This window comes from Streptomyces sp. NPDC001933, from assembly GCF_042890955.1.
Classification (GTDB): domain Bacteria; phylum Actinomycetota; class Actinomycetes; order Streptomycetales; family Streptomycetaceae; genus Streptomyces.
Genome location: NZ_JBIASS010000010.1, coordinates 55,838 through 72,713, shown reverse-complemented (window position 1 = coordinate 72,713; position 16,876 = coordinate 55,838). Strand labels below are relative to the sequence as shown.

Genomic DNA, 16,876 nt, shown 5'->3' with positions numbered 1-16,876 from the left:
GCGAGCGGAGGAGCCATGTCGACCGGAACCCTCATAGCGATCATTGTCGCGATAGTGGTCGTCTTGCTGGTGTGCGCACTCGTGGCATGGCAGGTCGCGCGCAGACGTCATCTGAAGAAACAGTTCGGCCCGGAGTACGAGCGGCTCGTGGAGGAGAAACAGAGTCGCCCGGCCGCGGAACACGAACTGCGGGAACGGGAACAGCGCCACGACGCTCTGGAGATCAAGCCGCTCTCGGCGGCGGACCGTGAGAAGTACGCCCAGGGCTGGAGTCAGGCGCAGGAGCGGTTCGTCGACCACCCCGACGACGCGGTCCACGAAGCCGACCGGCTCGTGACCGCGCTGATGAGCGAGCGCGGCTATCCGACCAAGGGGTTCGAGCAGCAGACCAGAGACCTGTCGGTCGAGCACGGCCGCACTCTGCAGAGCTACCGCACCGCCCACGAAGTCAGCGACCGCAGCAGCCGTCACCAGGCGACCACGGAAGAACTACGGGGCGCGATGGTCCACTACCGGGCTCTGTTCGACGATTTGCTTCACAACGGCGGGCGGCCGCGGGAGTAATGGATGGAGGAAGCAATGGCGACGGGACCTCGGGACCCTGGCGGGTCCGATGCAGGCAAACTGTCCACTGACGATCTACGCGGCGGTGGGGGTGCCCCGGCTCCGGAAGCCAGCGATACCCCGACCGAAGTTCCACCGACCTTCCCGGGCGAAGCAACGACGGCTGACCCCGGTGACCTTCCGGGCGGTGATGGCGAGACACAGCACGCACCGGCGGCCACCGCCGGGTCCGACACGGCCGCGGCCGCCACAGGCGCAGACGAGGACGGGAACGGGAGTGAGCCCCTTCTCGGCGAGGAGCAGGAGGCGTTCCGCGCCCGGTGGCAGCGGATCCAGGGCGACTTCGTGGATGACCCCCGCGAAGCGGTCAGCGCTGCCGACACCCTGGTCGCGGAAGTGATGCAGGCACTCGCCCGGACCTTCTCCGACCACAAACAAGGGCTCGAAGGCCAGTGGCAGCGCGGCGAGGAAGTACCGACAGAGGAACTGCGTGTCGCTCTGCAACGCTACCGGTCGTTCTTCAACCGGCTGCTGAATACCTGAGCGGACCGCGTGACCGGCACCAGGCCGCACATACCCGTGGACGAGGCCGGCTTCGTGCAACGCCGACAATTCGCCGAGCAACCCCTAAGGAGTGCCCTCGGGATCGGCCGTGGGGACCGGACCGGGGTGCGTGTCGGCGGCCTCGGCCGTACGGGTCCAGACGCCACGGCGCCGGGTCTCGTTCTCCTGGGCCAGGCGGCGCAGGACGGCCAGCACCGGCTCCAGAAGGAGCACGACGATGGCGGCGTGCTCGGCCAGCTTGAAGCGGTCCTCGGTGTCGTCGAGTTCCTTGATCCGGTCCAGGTCGAGTTTCGCGGCGGCTGCCGCCAGTTCGGCGTAGGGCAGCAGGTCCTCGGTGCCGTAGTCGGCTCCGATGCGGCCGAGGTCCATGAGGCTCGCGGCGAGGGCGCGGCGGTGCGGCGAGTCCTCGGAGACGTTCCAGCGCATAGCCCGCACCAGTTCGTCGACCCGTGGCGCCTGCTCGTCCACCGCGTCTGTCTCGGCGGCGTCGACCGGCGTGGGGAGTGCGTAGTGCACGACACCGAGAGTGGCGAGCGGATCGAGGGGCTCGTCCATGGCTGTGAGGACGTCGCGGGTGGCGGCGATCGACAGGCCACCGCGGGCGGTCAGGGCGCGGATCAGGCGCAGGCGCTGGAGATGCTCGTCCCCGTACAGGCTCAGCGTGGCTCCCAGCTGTCGACCGGGCGGCAGCAGGCCTTCACGCAGGTAGTACTTGATCGTCCCGACCGGTGTTCCGGACAGACGGCTCAGGTCAGAGATTCTCATGTGCGCTCTCGCTCGGTCTGTTTCTGTGTGTGATCAGTCTCCCAGACGCTCCCATGGCTGCCACGACTGGATAGTGTCACTTGTTAGCTAGGAAGTGGTACTTTCCAATGCGTCGTCCATATGCGAAGACGGCAAATCCATCTCACTTGTCGATCCAAGCGTCCTGCCGGCGCGCCACTGAAGCTGGAGCCCCTCGTCATGCCCGAACCGACCTACCTGCCCCGGGCGAGCGCCCGCAGTCTGCTGCGGCGCCGAGGGGTGTGGCTGCCGTCGGCGGTGATCCTCGGCCTGCTGTCGCTCGTCCTGTCCATGCTCTACCTGGGCGCCAACAACGACCCGGTCGGTTCGACGAAGGACCTGCCGATCGCCCTGGTCAACAGCGACCGGGGGGCGGAGGCGGCCGGAGAGCGGATCGACCTGGGCGCGCAGATCGCCACGCAGATCACCGGGTCCGCCGAGATGAAGGACAAGGTCTCCTGGAAGACAGTCGACCGCCGCACCGCCGACGACCTGCTCGCCCGGGGCAAGGTGTTCGGCGCGCTCGTCATCCCGGAGGACTTCTCTGCCTCCGTGGCCGCACTCGCCGGGCCGCCCCAGCACGAACCGCACCCGCCGACCATGACGGTGCTGACCAACCCTGCAGCCGGAAGTTTCGGTTCCGGTATGGCCGCCGAGATCAACCAGAAGGTCGTCGCCACCACCTCTGCGCAGGTGGGCCGCGGGCTCACCCAGGAGCTCGGACGGCGCGCCGACTCCGCGCACACCGGCGGTCCCGCCGCACCCGGCGCCGCTGCCCAGCTGGTGATCGCCGACCCCGTGAACGCGACTGTCGAGGAGGGGCACCCGCTCGGCTCCCACAGCGGCCTCGGACTGAGCGCCTTCTTCTACGCCCTCGTCCTGGTTCTCGGCGGCATGCTTGGTGCCAACGTGATCCACACCCAGGTGGACACGGCGCTCGGATACATGGCCAACGACAAGGGCCCGTTCCGCTTCGTCAAGCCCGCCCAGCACATGACGCGGCTGCACCATTTCGTGGTCTGCTCGGTGCTCATGGTCGTCCTGTCGATGCTGACCTCCGCGCTCGCGATGGCCGGCGCGGTCGGCGTCGTCGGCATCGACGCCTCGCACCTGGGCCTGCTGTGGATCTTCGGAGCATGCGCCACGGCAGCGATGGGCATCACCGCGCTCGCCCTGCTCGCCGCCTTCGGTACCCCGGGCCCCATCGTCTCCATGCTGGTCCTGATCGGCCTGGCCATCCCGTCGGCCGGCGCCACCATCCCACTCCAGGCACTCCCGGACTTCTACCGCTTCCTGGCGGAATTCGAGCCGTTCCGTCAGGTGGTTGACGGCGTCAGGTCCATCCTCTACTTCGGAGCGCGGACCGACGCGGGGCTCGGGCGCGCCTGGACCATGACCGCCATCGGCTTCGCAGTGTCGCTCGTCCTCGGCCTCGTCCTCACCCGTCTCTACGACCGCCGGGGGCTGCACCGCTCGGCCCTCCAGCCGGCCCGTCCTCAGCCGTAGCCCGATCCGCGAGCAGGCGACCGACCGGGCCGCAGACCGTTGTGACCTGAGCGGCATCCGGTCGGACGTGCCGTCCGCGACCCAGCGGCGGAAGCGGGTGCGCGGTGCCCAGGTCAGGTGATGTCGTCCGGGGCGAGGTCGGGGCGCAACCGGTGCCAGGAGGGCTGCCGCAGCAGCCCCGCTCTGGTCCGGCTCGCGTAGCGGACCTCGCCGACCAGGCGTGGCAGGACCCATCGTGCTCCGGCCACGCCCGGTGCGTTGTCGAAGGGGCACTCGTCGATCGCGGCGACGCGGAGCAGTTCGGCGAGTGTGGTGCGTTCGGTGTCGCTCCATCCGGTGCCGACGCTGCCCACATACCGCAGCCCGCCTGCATACGCCTCTCCCACCAGCAGGGCGCCGGGCAGGCCGGTGAGCCGGCCTCGGCCGGGCACCCACCCGCCCACGATCACATCGACGGTCCGGACGTGCCGGATCTTGACCCACGAGCGGGACCGGACCCCGGGTTCGTAGACCGATGCAAGCCGTTTCGCGACCAGGCCTTCCAGCCCCGAGGTCCGGGTCATCTCCAGCGCCTGCTCGCCGTGCCCGACGACCGCCGCGGGCGTCGACCAGTGCTTCCCGTCCAGTCCCAGGCCCTCCAGGAGGGTACGGCGCTCGGTGTACGGCAGCCCGGTCAGGCCGCGGCCGTCCAGGTACACGGCATCGAACAGAACCAGATGCGCCGGCACCAACAGGGCCATCCGGGCGGCCTTCACCGCCGAGGTCAGTCCCATGCGGGGCTGCAGCCGCTCGAAGTCACTGCGCCCTTCGCTGTCGAGTGCGACGATCTCGCCGTCCAGGACCGCGGGCCGGCCGAGCACGGACCCGAGTGTCATGAACTCCGGGTAGACGGCGCTGATGTCCGCCCCGGACCGGGACCGCAAGACCGTGCTCCCGTCGCCCGGCAGGTAGACCATGGCCCGCTGCCCGTCCTGCTTCACCTCGAACGCCCAGCGGTCCTCCACGTCGGCGGGCGGCAGACTGCCCGGCGTCGCGAGCATCGGAGCGATCCGCGGCAACCCCATGACCATCCCGCTCCGTACCCGTCCGTTCAGGACGCGCTGCGCTTCCTCGCGGACCCAGTCTTCTCCGTAGTGGTCTTCTTCACCGTGCGCCTCTTCCCGGCCGTGCCGGCCTTCTTGACCGCGGTCCTTTTTGCGCGGCTGCATCGTGTGCCTGGTCGCGTCCGGGCCGCGGTTCTCCCGGGCTGCCTTGACGGAGGCGTTCAGGGCCGCCAGCAGGTCGACATTGCTCAGTAGTTCGCTCATTGTCCGGTGGTACGGGGCATCGCGCCAGGCACGGAACGCCGCGGTCCCGTCGGCCGCTTCCCGCAGTGCGGCGGCAGTGGCTTCGTTGGTCTCAGGGGTTCTGGCAGAGCTTGCGTGATGCGGTCACTCCGGGTGAAGTGCATGGTGACAGGCCACTACACGATCAGACAGTGGCTTTGGCCGCCACCCGGGTGACGAGCTTGTCACGCACGGACGGCCACTCATCCACGAGGACGCTGTAGTACAGCGAATCGCGACGCGAGCCGTCCTGGCGCACCATGTGGCTGCGCAACGTCCCTTCATGGACCAGCCCCAGCCGTGTCATCGCCTGCTGGGACCGTATGTTGAGGTTATCGGTGCGCAAGGCGATTCGGGCAAGGCCCAGATCATCGAAGGCGTGGGCCAACAGCAGAAGCTTGGACTCGGCATTGTAGGGGCCACCCCAGCAAGAACGATCAAACCAGGTCGCACCGATCTCAGCGCGGCCCTCGGCGAGGTCAAGCTCATACAGACTGGTGGAGCCGATTACCGCCTTGTCCGTCAGGCGCTGGACGGCGAAGCACCGCCTGGTCCGATCCGCCACCATCTGGCTGATCATCTCCCGAGTCTCAATCAGGGAGCCAGGACGGGGCCGCGGCATCCACCGCCAGACCTCGGGATCCGACGCTGAAGGAAACAGCGCTTCTGCATGCCCGACGGCCAGCGGAAGCAGACGGACGGTGCGGCCGAGGAGGGAGTCGTTGCTCACCATTGCACCATAGCTTCGGATCACTGTTTCACCGTCAGGATCGGGATCACATCGCCTCCATTACGCACAGCAACCGCATCACGGAAGTTGAGCCAGAACCGCTCGTCATCGACAGCGCCACCCGCCCGACCACCGTGTTCAGCCATTCCGTTGCGCAGCGCCATGTTGTGACGCATGCTCGCGGAGGTGCCGCGCTTCCACCGGGCCGCACACGCCGCCTGCTGGACCAGGGCGAGGCCGACGGCACCCTCACCCTCGGTCGGTCCCTCGACGAAACGGCCTTCTCGCTCTGCTTCAGGGCCACTTCATGACACCGGTGGTTTCAGTCGTGTGGTCCTGCAACGCGCAAACAGCCCTGCGGTACCCCGCCGTTTTCCTCTTCCGGTTCCTCGCCCACCACGGCATGCTCTCGGTGAGCGGAGCACCCGTGTGGTGGACCGTCACCGGCGGTTCCCGCAGCTTGTACATCGTCACCCTCGGCGGCCAAGACCGTTTCGACCCGGCCCGGCTGCTGGCCCGTATGACGTACGAACATCCGGCGTACACGACCGAGCCGGTCGCCGCCCAGCGCCGGCTGCCCGAACTGAACACGAGAGTAACCGTGTTCGCAGGTGCCTACCAAGGGTGGGGGTTCCACGAAGACGGCTGCCGCAGTGGAGTCGAGGCCGCCGCCCTGAGGGTGAGGTGGTGACCGTTTCCTTCGCCTCGGCACAGCCCTGCCGAAGAACGACGGCCGCGGAGCCCTCGCCGACATCGTCCTCGCCAACGCTGGGAGCGTCCCGGAGAGGGCGCTTCATACTGTCGGTCCGATGCCGGTCGACGTCCTGCGGCCCTCCGCACAGGTCTGCTGCTGGCTGAGCTGGAGACACCCGTCTGCAACGGAGGCTCCCCAGAACCACCCCCTGCCGACCGAAACTGGGACTGGGCATCACGAGCAGAACGAGTGTCGGGGTGTGCGTTGTCGAGCAGCCGCTCGTACTCAGCGAGCACGGGTCCGTACGCGAGGCCAGGTGGTTCGCCACCGCTGGCCGGCTACGTGTTCAGCCTCTATCCGCACGACACCGGCGTGGCCTGGATGAGGGCGTCGGCCCCTAATGCTCGCCGGATTCCGTAACAGGTACCGTGGCGGCCTACGGCTCCGGCATCCTGGGCAGACCGAAGGGCCCACCCCGCAGCGGAGCTTCGGCACCGCGACCCTAGTCACCGCAATGGTCGTTCCACCGCGAAGACGTGGCTGTAACGTCAGCCGCGAGCCCTCGCAGGGAGGGTCATCAAGGCAGGGGGAGGGACTGTGTCAGACATTTCCCGGCGAGCACTTTTGGGTGCTACCGGCGCAGTTGCCGCATCGACACTTCTCACGACAACCGGAACAGCACAGGCCGCAGACACCACGGGCGGCAAGGACGGGAACACACCACACAGCACTTCGAAGGAGACCGAGGCAACCATGGCCAGCGGCAGTCAGACCCTCAAGTACGTGGCATACATCGCGAGTCCCGACATGGAGGTGCTGAACGACGCGACGTTCGGCGTCGGCGCCGACCCCGCCGACATGTGGGCGTATCTCGACGATGCCACGGCACGCCTCCAGGAGAGACATCCCTCGTATTCCTTCACCCCTCGTCTCGTCCGGTACGACCAGGTCACCACAGAGATACCGCGCCCGTAACGCACACTGCGCCGGCCCGGCCCCCAGCTGGGCCGGCGCATCGTGGCGCTGAGTGTTGCCGGTACGTGTGTATGGGCGCGGCTCAGGGGCAAGCCAGCCGGGGCCACGCCCGCTTTCCCGGACCGCCCCGCTCCCGTTCGGTTACCAACGCGTCCCGAGCTCAACGGAGGGCCGCCCGGCGCTGCTCGGGGAGTTTCGCGGCGCGATTGCGGACGTTGTCGAGCCACGTGACGAGCTTGACCACCACACGCCCGGCAGCGCCGTCCTGACGGCTGCTCAGGCCGTCCTCCGTCTATCAGGTGCGCAGCATGCTTCCGGGGCCATGGTGCAACCGGTTGGGGGAGATCGAGAGGTACCAGTCACCACCAGCCTCCGGTGCGGCGGTGCCCGCCCCGCAGGCTCTACGGCGCGGCCACCCTGGTGAGCACCAGGGACGGCGGCTTGTCCGGAGCGCGGAACTCCACCGTCCCTCGACCGCTCGTGTAGAGCTGGATGCCAGCGGTCTTACCTAGTCCGTCATCGACCGTCAGATAGATGAAGTCGCTGGACGAGCTGCTGTCGACGAACTCCCATCGACCGCTGAAGTCGGCGGGGCCGGAGAGCGAGCCTGTCGACACATCAGTGGCAGAGAACGTTCCGTCGGACTCGAGCAGGATCTCGCTGCCGGTCGCGTCGTTGCGGTACACGCCGGGCAATTCTTCGGTGTCGACCGAGTCCGTACACCCTGAGGTGAGTACCGCAGAAGCGGCCAGTGTGACGACCAGCCACCGTCCGCCTGTCCCCTTGACCATCACGACCCCAGCGTAACGGCATCACGAACAGCCGTATCGTCACACTGGACACACCCAACCAGGAAACCTCAACAAGATCGTGTTACGAGTTCTTGGAGGACGGTATGCGACTCTCTATCCAGTTCGCCGTTGCGTGTGGATGAGACGCAGTGATCAGTTGCTTGGGGTCAGCCGGTACCGGGTGCCGAGCGACGGAACTCAGCGGGCGGGCACCGGCTCGGACGACGGCTGCCGCTCCCGCCTGATCAGCCCGTAGACCCACGAGTCAGAGACGTCGCCGTTGACGACGCAGTCTTCCCGCAACGTCCCTTCACGCACGAAGCCGAGCTTCTCCAGCACGCGGGCAGAAGCCACGTTGCGGGTATCGGCCTCAGCTTGGACGCGATTTAGGTCCAGCGTGTCGAATGCCCACCGCAGCAGAGCGCGCGCGGCCTCGGTCGCGTAGCCGTGGCCCCACGCTGCATCGTCGAAGCAGTAGCCAAGCGACGCGCTGCGGTAGTCCGGATTCCACCCGGTCAGGCTGCACCAGCCGATGAAGGCCCCGTCGGAGACACGATCTACGGCCAGCCGCGCTCCGGTGCCCTCCTGTGCCATCTTCCGGCAAGCCGTGACGAACTTCTCGGCGCGCACACGTTCGCTCCACGGTGGCGCGTCCCAGTAGCGCAGCACGTAGGCGCTGCTGTGCAGTGCGAAGAGGTCGTCCGCATCCGCATCTTCGAAGGCGCGCAGTCGAAGGCGAGCGGTATGCAACGAGGGGGTGGGCAGTGACGTCCTCATGTCCCTCTCCTGATCGGTGACCGATCAATCAGACATCCGATGCGGGTCACTCGCAACGGGTTTTCTCGGCGGGCCGGCAGACGTGTGCGCTCATCGGCGCGACCGAGCGCCCCCAGAGGGTGGCACCTGAGGTGATGCCCGGTTTGGCCTTACGGTCGGGCTGAGCAGGCCGGTTGCGGCCCGCAGGAGGAGCTACAGCCGTGGCAGGGTGAACAGCCCCTGCTCGGTCTCGGCCAGGATCCCCCTGTTCGGCGAGCCGCTTGAGCCTCAGACGGACGTTGTGTTGATGTTGCTGGGAGCGATCTCCAAGTCCATCGCCTCACACACCGCCCGCTCCCGCAGCGGGGCATCGGCCGCGGCGAACACCGCCATGATTGGCCGGGTGGGCCGGGTGGGCCGGGTGGTCCGGCAGCTTCGCGGCCCGCGGCAAGGTAGGGCAGCCGGATCGCCGCATTGCGGGGCCCGGGGGCCAGAACGGGCTGACCGACCTCGGATGACCAGTTGGGAAGGAAACATCCCACAAAGTCTGTGAAGTCGTTGCGTAGATACCGAAAGTCGGACGGCTTTTGGCTGAGGGGGCAGGCCTACGGCTTTCAGGACCGTGGTCTCAGCTTCTTCGAGCGTGGTGGCAACGGCGGTGCGATGGCGTCGCTCATCACAACGTGGGCGGTGGGCTGCCTGTTCATCGAGGCTCCTGGATGAAGCGTCGGGCGCTGAGGGCGGGGCGGCCATGAAGTGGGCGATGTCGGTGGGCGAGAACGGCCTGCTCCAGGCCGGAGAGCGCCCGCTCTTGTGGGACGGCGGTCGGCACCACCGCCCACCATCACCGCCCCGCCACCGTCACTTGTCTGGTGTGCCTGTCTCCGAGCCGGCCCCGGCCGGCTCGGGCTGCGCGACAGGTGCGCCGTCGTCGAGCGTGATGCGCACCGTATGCTGGGTTCCCCTGCCGACGGTGTCGAGCCCGGCGGCAAACCGGTCGTACGCGGTGGCCGCCAGGGCCCAGTCGGCTGTGAGGAACTCGGCCTTGTCCCGGGTGTTCCACAGGGTGATCAGGAGCGCGATGAGCGACCGCCCGGACAGGGCGACACGTACCCGCCCGTCCTTGACGTCATCGACGTTGGGTGGGGTACGGAAGTGCGTCTGATTGGTGCTCAGGCCGGTGAGGTACTCCCACGTGTCGCGGTGGCACACGAGCTCCGCCAGAGCGACACCAGCAGCCTTCATCAGCCGGACACCGTGCTGCACCTCCGGCGCGAGCCCCTCGGCGGCGGGCTGCTCCTGACGGCGGGCCTGCTGCGGGATCACCGGCCCGGACTGCGCGGCGGGTGCCGTGCCGCGGTACGCGGCCGCCGCCGCCCGCTTCAGCGCCTGCTGGCCGTTTCCGTTCTCGGGGTCGGCCCCGGCGGGACGGATGGCGGAGGCGTGGGGGACCGGGCCGGGCTCGGTGTGGTTCATGGGCTCCTCTTCGGATTCGGCAGGCGCTTCGGTGCCAGGCAGGGGGCGGGTCTCTGCCGTCGGTGCGGCGGTATTCTCCGGCGGGGGAGTAGGCGCGGCGAGCAGCGCCTGGGCGAGTTCGGTGCGGACTGTTGACACGTCCTGCCGTGCTTCGGTGACGTCCGAGATCAGTCGCTCTTGGCGGCGTCGCAGTTCCCGGTTCTCCTCGCGCAGCCCGGAGGTGCCTGCCTGGACGGTCTCCAGAATCTTCAGGTACTGCTGGCGTATCGCTTCCTGCCCGTCCGTCACCGGCTTCAGCTGGGCCTCCAGCTCTCCGGCCCACTCCTTCTGAAGCTCCTGCAGGGCATTCCCGAAGTCCGCTTTCCTCATATATCCGTCCGATCACCTTCTGTTAATGACGGTCCGAGCCTCCCCACCCCGCAGGTCCGGTAATGCGATGATTTCCAGCCGCTTGTACCCGGCCCCCGGAACGCGTCGGGGCGCTGCGGCGGGCTGGGCTTGCCGAACGTGTTCCGCCGGGGTCGCCAGGGTCCTTCTGGCGCATCCTCGGCCGTCCGTAGGATCATGGCGAAGTCGAAGAAGGGGGCAGGTCAGATGACACGGCGACGCAAGGGCAGCAGGGACAGCAGCCGAAAGGAGAACTGCGGCGACATGTGTGCCGACAGCTGCTTCTGGAGCCGCACGGGCTGCCCCGACCTGTGGCTCGTCTCCCTTCTCCTCGTTGTCCTGCCCCGGGCGGCCGGACTCCCGAGGTCCGTTGGTGAAGACCCGGCGGCGCCCCGTCCGAGCGGTCGGGCGGCGGGCGCGCTGTATGAGGCCGTCCGGCGCTACCGCACAAAGGCCAGTCCACTGCTGCCCGCGTGCTGTCCCTACACGCCGAGCTGCTCCACCTACGCAGTCAAGGCGCTGCACCAGCATGGTGCGCTGCGTGGTGGCCGGCTGGTTCTGGGGCGTCTTCTGCGGTGTCGGCCGGGAGCTGCCCAACGGCGAGGAGGCCGCGATCCGGTGCCCGGCTGACAGGCCGGGATGCGGTATGACACGTGAACGGATTCGGTGGGACGCCGTCGTGGACTCCACGTACCCCGCCCCATGGACAGCCCAACGGGCAATCACCACATAGGACATGGTCTTAGGTGGGCTGACGGAGTGCGCTGACCAGTGCGCGCGGATCGTCGGCGTGGAAGCGGATGGTGTGGGCCTTTTCCGTTGCGCCGAGCGGGCGGGTGAAGGGGAGCGGCCGGTTCAGCTCCAGGGTTACTGAGGTCTGGCTGCCCACGATCAGGTCGAGGACCCCGTCCTCGGAGAGAGTGATCAGGCGGCCTTCGGGGTAGCGCCGGTCGACCCGTACCGAGGCGACCGCGTCCTGCGGTACGGCGAGGTCGAAAAGGGCTCCGTAGCGGATCCGCAGAGAGCCGTCGGGGTGCACGACGTGCGGCCGGGTGACGCAGGCGGCGTGCAGGGCCAGCACGAGGACGACGCCGTACAGGTCGAGTACCAGAATCGCCCGGTGGACCACCGGCCAAGGGATGAGGAAGGCCAGGCCGACCGTCTCGATGACCATCACGAAGAGCAACCCGTACATCATCGCGGTCTGGGGCCCGGTGTACGTGGCAGCGAGGTCCCCGGGGCGCACCCCGTGCGTGCCGCGCCGGAGCCACTGCCCCAGGGAGGCGAGGGCGCGCAGCTCGTGGAGAACCAGGCGGCGGACCGTCACCGGCACCGCCTCCTGCAGGGCAGCCCGCCGCGCCGCCCGGCGGTCTGCGCCGCAGGCGCGCGCGGCAATGTACAGCGAGCGCAGCACCCAGGCATCCAGCAGCAGCACCGCGAGCACCAGCGCCTCGGCGCCCACCAGCGCCCACCCGGGAGGCCGGACCCCGGCCATCAGGCAGGCCGCCAGGGCAAGTTCCCCCGGCAGCACAGCGGCTACCGCGAGCCGCGCCGCTCGTACGCCCCTTGGCCGGCCGCTCATCCCCGGCCCCTTTCCACGAACGCGCCCATGAGACGGCCCACGACTTCCGCCGGCACGGGGGCGTACTCGGCGGGCAACGCCTCCTTGAATCCGGTCACAACCACCCCGTCCTCGGGGATCGCGGCGAACAACTCCTCGGGGACGGCTGCCATCAGGTCAGCTGCCAGGGGTGCGATCCTCGGATCGTCGGCGGGGGCTTCGACGAGCGCGTCGAGGCGCTCATACGGTTCGACAACCGCAGGATCGGCGATCAGCGTTCCGAGCAGCGCGAAACTCTCTTGGTTACTGGTGCTGGTGGCGTCCACCAGCGTGAGGTACTCGCGGTCCTTGGCTGCGCTTGGCGAACCTGTTCGGGGGGCCTGTGCCGGCAGCGCGGCGAGGGCGGGTGAGACGGGCCCGGTCGCGCCGGGCGGCTCGGCGAGCAGTGTGCTGAGCCGGCAGCGGCGCTCCCGGACGGCGGCCTCCTGGCGGGCCAGGTCGGCATCGAGTTCCTCCAATGCCTTGGCCGGTTCGCGCCCGGCATCGTCGGCGAGGACGTCACGCACTGCATCGAGGCTGAGGCCGAGTCCTGTGAGCCGGCGCACCCGGGTGAGCAGCACGGCATCACGGACGCTGTAGGCCCGGTAGCCGTTGGGGCGCCGCTCCGGTTCCGGAAGCAGCCCGACATGGTGGTAGTGCCGGATCGCCCGGGTGGTGAGCCCCACGAGCGCGGCGATCTCTCCGATTCGCATGCCGCCAGTAGAAACGCTGCCGTTGCGTCAAGGTCAAGCGCTGAAAGTATCGTCGGGCGCAAACCGATTCAAGCGCGTCTATGCAGGGGAGTGGTACGGCCTCGCCTGCGCACGTATCTGGCCAGCGTCCGCTCCCACTACCTCTCGTCGTCCTAGTCGAGTTCGACTGTGTCCGGGTCACGAAGAGGGCGTAGGACGGCCACAGCCCGGAAGACATCCACGTAGAAGCGAACGCGGCGCCTTCGCCCGCCTTTGCCGCCTCGCACTGCTCGCCGAGGTGGGCAAGCTCGACGAGGCTCACGACCGCTTGGTCCGATACTGGCTCTGGGCGCTTCCGACCAGCTTGCCGCACCGCTTGACCCGGGCCGTCATCGAAGGCGCGGTGCCTGTACCGCCAGCCACCCCGACCAGCACGACCGCCCTGGCTTACGCCGAACTCCACGCCCTGACCAGCGGAGACGACCGGCGCCGCCAACCGCAGAGCCACCAGGCCGGCCACGTCGCGTCGTTCTACTCCGGCATCACGGACGCTTGCACACTGGCCGCCGAGGCCCTGGCCTCCGGCTGCCCGACCCGACGCGCCGAGGCCCTCGGCCACTTCGTGCGCACCTACGCACGCATCAGCGGCCACGACGACACCCCGGCGTTCCGTGCAGACCTCCGCACCTCGCGAATTCCTCAAGCCAGTTCCCACACCGACCAGGGCCGCCCGCCTGACGCAGCCGCAGATCACGGCCGCACTCGAACGACCCGGCCGCAAGCGCGGCATCGCGGCCGAAGCCGAGCGGCTCCGCGAGGCCTTCCGCCAGGACTGGGCCCACCAGCGGCCCCTGGTCGAGGACGAGCTGGGCAGGCAAATGCTCGCTCTCCTGGGCCAGCTCACGGCCGCCTGCGCCGCCGCGGATGAACTTGCGCAGGGGGTGGAGGAAGTCTTCCCGCAGCAGCCTGGCGCGGAGATCATCCTCAGCTTTCCCGGCCTCGGCACCCAGCTCGGTGCCCGTGTGCTGGCCGAAATCGGAGACGATCGCACCCGCTTCGCCAGCGCCCGTGGTCTGAAGGCATATGCCGGCGCCTCACCCATCACCCGGGCCTCGGGGAAGAAGTCGAGTACGACCCGGCGCTGGGTGAAGAACGACCGTCTCAACCATGCGGGATATCTATGGGCTTTCGCGTCCCTGACGGCCTCCATGGGAGCCAAAGCCCACTACCGGCGCCGACGCGACGAGCACTCCGACTGGCACGCCGCCGCCCAGCGCAACGAGTTCGCCGCTTTCCCGCCTTCGGGCGACGCCCTTGGTGCGGCGGCCGCATAGGCCGAGGACCGATCAAGCCGGAGGTTCCACCCAGGGAGCCAGACGTTCCCCGACTGCCAGATTCTCGCGCCAGTACCGGAAGACGGTTCCCTGGACGATGTCGAGCTGCCCGGCCGCGACCAGGCCGGAGGCGAGACTCGACCCGCCCGCATCGGCCTCGAAGGCAATCAGTACGGGAGGTGTCTCACCGACCTGCCGGGCAATGAACAGGAGCTCGTCAGGCGTCGGCGCACGAAACACCGGGTCCTGGAAAACGGCCGGGCACGTGACGAAGACCGGGTCGCTGAACACCAGCTCCAGGCCGTGGGCATACGAAATGTCGTGCCCGGCGCCCAGACACAACCGCCCGGGGTTCCAGGCAACAATGTCCCAGTCCCACCATGACCCTTCGGGAAGCTCGATCACGGCTCGTTGCCCGCCCTGGACCGCGCCGTCAATCGGGAATCACCAAGCCGAGTTCACGCAGTCGCGGAAGGCAGACCTCCAGGCACGCCTCCAGAGAGACGGCGTCCGTGCGAACCAGGAGATCATCCCGAAACGGAGCCCCGCTCGCGACGAAGGTCCAGGGCTTCGTCGCATCGCGCATGCGCTCGGCGTCGACCTTGAACAACACCGTCACACCCTGCTCTGCCAACGACTCCATGACCCGCGCTACGTCCATTGCATCCCCACACCCCGCCTGAAATCGAACAGCCAGAAGGCTGCACCGGCCTCCCACGACCCAGGCTCGACCGCTTGACCCCGTGAGGTGTCTACCACCTCGCCACCACCCGAGCCCGAGCCGAGGAACCCGCCAGGACTGGCTGATACCTGCCCTCCCACGCCGAGGTGGAATCACCTACGGACCGGCGCGGGCCACGAGCAGCGGCTGGAAGAAGCCAGTCTCCTGAGGCATCCGCCACTCGGGGTCGATAAACCCGGCCTTGGCCGCGAGGCCGGCCAGTTTGTCCTGACCGAGTGCCCAGTAGGTGGTCCGGCGGACCTGGACGCGCCATTCTCCGCCTGCCGGAAGGAGTTGGAAGTGCTCCAGGTCGTAGAGCTCGCCATCGTCGTGCCAGTGCCAGAGCTGGAAAGTGACGGTTCGTTCTTCGCCGTCGGCGGTCGGGTGGACTTGTGGAGGCGTCGAAGCCGGGCGGCCGCGCAGCAGGTCGTCGTAGGGACGTGTGCTGACCAGTAGCAGGCCGGCGGGACGTAGCACGCGGCGCATCTCGGTCAGGGCGGCGTGCACGTCCTGCTCAGTGAGCAGGTGAGGCAGCGAGTTGTCGGCGCAGACGACGGTGTCGAACCGGCCGTCAGGAATCGGGAGGCGTCGCATGTCGGCGACGGCCGTGCGCAGGCTCAGGTTCCGGCGGGCGGCCTCACGGGCGGCGCGGGCTGCGGCGCGGGGGCTGAGGTCGGTCCCGGTGACACGGTGCCCACGCAGCGCCAGGCCGATGGCCTGCGTGCCGATGCCGCAGGAACAGTCGAGGACCGCCGCACGTTTTTGGCCGATCAGAGCGTCCAGGGCGCCCCCCTGCCGACGGACGCTCGCGTCCCAGTCTGAATAGATCAGGTGGTAGTCGTTGGCCAGCTCATCGTAGAAGTGCGCCACCGATATTCCGGGCATGGCCCGAGACTACCGCGCCTGCTTCCCCGGAGGTGCCGGTCATCCCTGTGACCGACGTGAACGCCATCACCGACCACAGCACCGTCATTTCCCGTGAACATCTGCGAGCGCGTTGATCGCCAACTGCTGTTCAAACTCAGGTTCCGGCACAACTTCTGTGGAGCTCTCACGCTCTGTAACGTCTCGGGACTGGATGGCCCTTCGTGACTCGTTGACAGACCTCTTTGGGATCATGCCCGCATGGACTTCGACCTCGCCCCACCAATCGGCGTTGGCCCGTTGCGGATCGGTATGACTCGGCAATCGGCCAACACGGCGCTGGACTCGCTCCGCGATCTCTCCGCGGTCTCGGAGTTTGACCGGCCGGGTCAGCACGTCTTCCGTCCCAGCGGACTGATGATCAGCATCCACTGCACGCGAGACATGCTCGAAGCTGTTGAGCTCGGGAGGCCGTCGACGCAGACAGACCGAGTCACCTTCCGGGACCTGGACGTGTTCGCGATTCCGGCCTGCGAACTGGTGCAACGCATGAGCGAGTACACCTCGATCGAGGCAGACCCCGACGACCCAGCGTCTTTCATCGCCTCTGACCTGCTCCTGAGCTTCTGGCGCCCGTTCGCAGCCGACGACGAGCCAGAGGAAGAGCAGGGCTACTTCTTCAACTCGGTTCTGCTGGCACGGCCTGGCTACTGCGACACCCCAGCTCAGGCTGCGGAGCGACTCCAGCAGAGCTTGTGACGGGCCCGTCAGGATGCTGTGTGGCCCAGCCGGAGGTGGAGGGTGTACACGAGCTGCCGCATCCAGCTGCAACACGCTGCCTGGCCGCCGCTCGGAGACCCGGTGCTGCCACCGAGGTACGCCCCGCTTGCCCTGCGCCCCGACGACGCTCCTGCCGCCTGCTCCCCCGTACGACAGATACGTACGGGGCGCGCCTCGCTCTCACCGAACCGGTTATGTCTGTGCTCTGTTGAACTGGCAAATCTGTTACCACAGTTGGTCGATGTGCTGGTGGTCTCGGCCGACGTCTCCTACGCTGTCGTGGCGGTTTGCGCCCGCGCGAGGTCCGGTGCTCCAGCGGGATGTACGGGCTGCG

At 68.2% G+C, this 16,876-nt stretch carries 18 protein-coding genes and 2 pseudogenes; 8 read left to right on the top strand and 12 right to left on the bottom strand.

Annotated elements, in window-relative coordinates:
• Positions 1-15 precede the first annotated feature (15 nt).
• Positions 16-564 carry a hypothetical protein gene (locus ACFYY7_RS24075; RefSeq protein WP_388664332.1) on the top strand — a complete coding sequence of 183 codons (549 nt, stop codon included), beginning with the start codon at positions 16-18 and terminating at the stop codon, positions 562-564.
• A 345-nt stretch (positions 565-909) separates the two neighbouring features.
• Positions 910-1,107, top strand: coding sequence for a hypothetical protein (locus tag ACFYY7_RS24070; protein WP_362453520.1), 198 nt, complete (start codon positions 910-912; stop codon positions 1,105-1,107).
• A gap of 84 nt (positions 1,108-1,191) precedes the next feature.
• Here ACFYY7_RS24070 and ACFYY7_RS24065 read toward each other — a convergent pair whose 3' ends face one another.
• On the bottom strand, positions 1,192-1,893 hold the full coding sequence (locus ACFYY7_RS24065) for a MerR family transcriptional regulator (protein ID WP_388664330.1): 702 nt from the start codon (positions 1,891-1,893) through the stop codon (positions 1,192-1,194).
• Positions 1,894-2,091: 198 nt separating this feature from the next.
• On the opposite strand from ACFYY7_RS24065, the gene ACFYY7_RS24060 reads away from it, so the two are divergent.
• Positions 2,092-3,417, top strand: coding sequence for a DUF3533 domain-containing protein (locus ACFYY7_RS24060; RefSeq protein ID WP_388664328.1), 1,326 nt, complete (start codon positions 2,092-2,094; stop codon positions 3,415-3,417).
• 113 nt (positions 3,418-3,530) lie between these two features.
• Here the strand turns inward: ACFYY7_RS24060 and ACFYY7_RS24055 are convergent, their stop codons facing one another.
• The 3 genes from ACFYY7_RS24055 to ACFYY7_RS24045 all read right to left on the bottom strand — a co-directional run bounded on the left by ACFYY7_RS24055 (position 3,531) and on the right by ACFYY7_RS24045 (position 5,648).
• Positions 3,531-4,457, bottom strand: coding sequence for an ATP-dependent DNA ligase (locus ACFYY7_RS24055; RefSeq protein WP_388664727.1), 927 nt, complete (start codon positions 4,455-4,457; stop codon positions 3,531-3,533).
• Positions 4,458-4,887: 430 nt separating this feature from the next.
• Complete coding sequence (locus ACFYY7_RS24050; protein WP_388664326.1) at positions 4,888-5,472, bottom strand: GNAT family N-acetyltransferase; 585 nt, start codon at positions 5,470-5,472, stop codon at positions 4,888-4,890.
• Positions 5,473-5,492: 20 nt separating this feature from the next.
• Entirely contained in the window at positions 5,493-5,648 is a 156-nt protein-coding gene (locus tag ACFYY7_RS24045) for a hypothetical protein (protein ID WP_388664325.1), read from the bottom strand.
• Here ACFYY7_RS24045 and ACFYY7_RS24040 point away from each other — a divergent pair.
• Together ACFYY7_RS24040 and ACFYY7_RS24035 are read left to right on the top strand one after the other, a co-directional pair.
• Positions 5,644-6,163, top strand: a pseudogene (locus ACFYY7_RS24040) (amine oxidase); the annotation flags it as partial. The gene ACFYY7_RS24045 and the pseudogene ACFYY7_RS24040 overlap by 5 nt on opposite strands.
• A 756-nt stretch (positions 6,164-6,919) precedes the next feature.
• Positions 6,920-7,141, top strand: a complete 222-nt coding sequence (locus ACFYY7_RS24035) for a hypothetical protein (RefSeq protein ID WP_093895341.1) — start codon at positions 6,920-6,922, stop codon at positions 7,139-7,141.
• A 401-nt stretch (positions 7,142-7,542) separates the two neighbouring features.
• On the opposite strand, the gene ACFYY7_RS24030 is transcribed toward ACFYY7_RS24035, so the two are convergent.
• The 3 genes from ACFYY7_RS24030 to ACFYY7_RS24020 all read right to left on the bottom strand — a co-directional run bounded on the left by ACFYY7_RS24030 (position 7,543) and on the right by ACFYY7_RS24020 (position 10,533).
• The gene (locus ACFYY7_RS24030) at positions 7,543-7,932 is read right to left on the bottom strand and encodes a hypothetical protein (protein WP_388664725.1); all 390 of its coding nucleotides are present in this window, start codon (positions 7,930-7,932) and stop codon (positions 7,543-7,545) included.
• Between the two features lie 198 nt (positions 7,933-8,130).
• Positions 8,131-8,709, bottom strand: coding sequence for a GNAT family N-acetyltransferase (locus ACFYY7_RS24025; protein ID WP_388664323.1), 579 nt, complete (start codon positions 8,707-8,709; stop codon positions 8,131-8,133).
• Between the two features lie 840 nt (positions 8,710-9,549).
• Positions 9,550-10,533 (bottom strand): hypothetical protein, encoded by a 984-nt coding sequence (locus ACFYY7_RS24020; RefSeq protein WP_388664321.1) that lies wholly within the window; start codon positions 10,531-10,533, stop codon positions 9,550-9,552.
• A gap of 195 nt (positions 10,534-10,728) precedes the next feature.
• Here ACFYY7_RS24020 and yidD point away from each other — a divergent pair, with 195 nt between their 5' ends.
• Positions 10,729-11,181: a membrane protein insertion efficiency factor YidD gene (yidD, locus tag ACFYY7_RS24015; protein WP_388664319.1), complete on the top strand. Its 453-nt coding sequence runs from the start codon at positions 10,729-10,731 to the stop codon at positions 11,179-11,181.
• A gap of 112 nt (positions 11,182-11,293) precedes the next feature.
• Here yidD and ACFYY7_RS24010 read toward each other — a convergent pair whose 3' ends face one another.
• Together ACFYY7_RS24010 and ACFYY7_RS24005 are read right to left on the bottom strand one after the other, a co-directional pair.
• Positions 11,294-12,133 (bottom strand): hypothetical protein, encoded by an 840-nt coding sequence (locus ACFYY7_RS24010; protein WP_388664318.1) that lies wholly within the window; start codon positions 12,131-12,133, stop codon positions 11,294-11,296.
• Positions 12,130-12,864, bottom strand: a complete 735-nt coding sequence (locus ACFYY7_RS24005; protein ID WP_388664316.1) for a MerR family transcriptional regulator — start codon at positions 12,862-12,864, stop codon at positions 12,130-12,132. Before ACFYY7_RS24005 ends, ACFYY7_RS24010 begins: the two co-directional genes overlap by 4 nt.
• Positions 12,865-13,532: 668 nt before the next feature.
• On the opposite strand from ACFYY7_RS24005, the pseudogene ACFYY7_RS24000 reads away from it, so the two are divergent.
• Positions 13,533-14,177 (top strand): annotated as a pseudogene (locus ACFYY7_RS24000) (transposase); the annotation flags it as partial.
• A gap of 12 nt (positions 14,178-14,189) precedes the next feature.
• On the opposite strand, the gene ACFYY7_RS23995 reads toward ACFYY7_RS24000, so the two are convergent.
• The 3 genes from ACFYY7_RS23995 to ACFYY7_RS23985 form a co-directional block, all read right to left on the bottom strand.
• The gene (locus ACFYY7_RS23995; protein WP_388664314.1) at positions 14,190-14,582 is read right to left on the bottom strand and encodes a hypothetical protein; all 393 of its coding nucleotides are present in this window, start codon (positions 14,580-14,582) and stop codon (positions 14,190-14,192) included.
• 28 nt (positions 14,583-14,610) lie between these two features.
• A complete protein-coding gene (locus ACFYY7_RS23990) occupies positions 14,611-14,820 on the bottom strand; it encodes a hypothetical protein (RefSeq protein ID WP_388664312.1) in 210 nt (69 codons plus the stop codon).
• Positions 14,821-15,015: 195 nt separating this feature from the next.
• On the bottom strand, positions 15,016-15,783 hold the full coding sequence (locus tag ACFYY7_RS23985) for a class I SAM-dependent methyltransferase (RefSeq protein WP_388664310.1): 768 nt from the start codon (positions 15,781-15,783) through the stop codon (positions 15,016-15,018).
• 240 nt (positions 15,784-16,023) lie between these two features.
• Here ACFYY7_RS23985 and ACFYY7_RS23980 point away from each other — a divergent pair, with 240 nt between their 5' ends.
• Entirely contained in the window at positions 16,024-16,521 is a 498-nt protein-coding gene (locus ACFYY7_RS23980) for a hypothetical protein (protein ID WP_388664308.1), read from the top strand.
• Positions 16,522-16,876 lie beyond the last annotated feature (355 nt).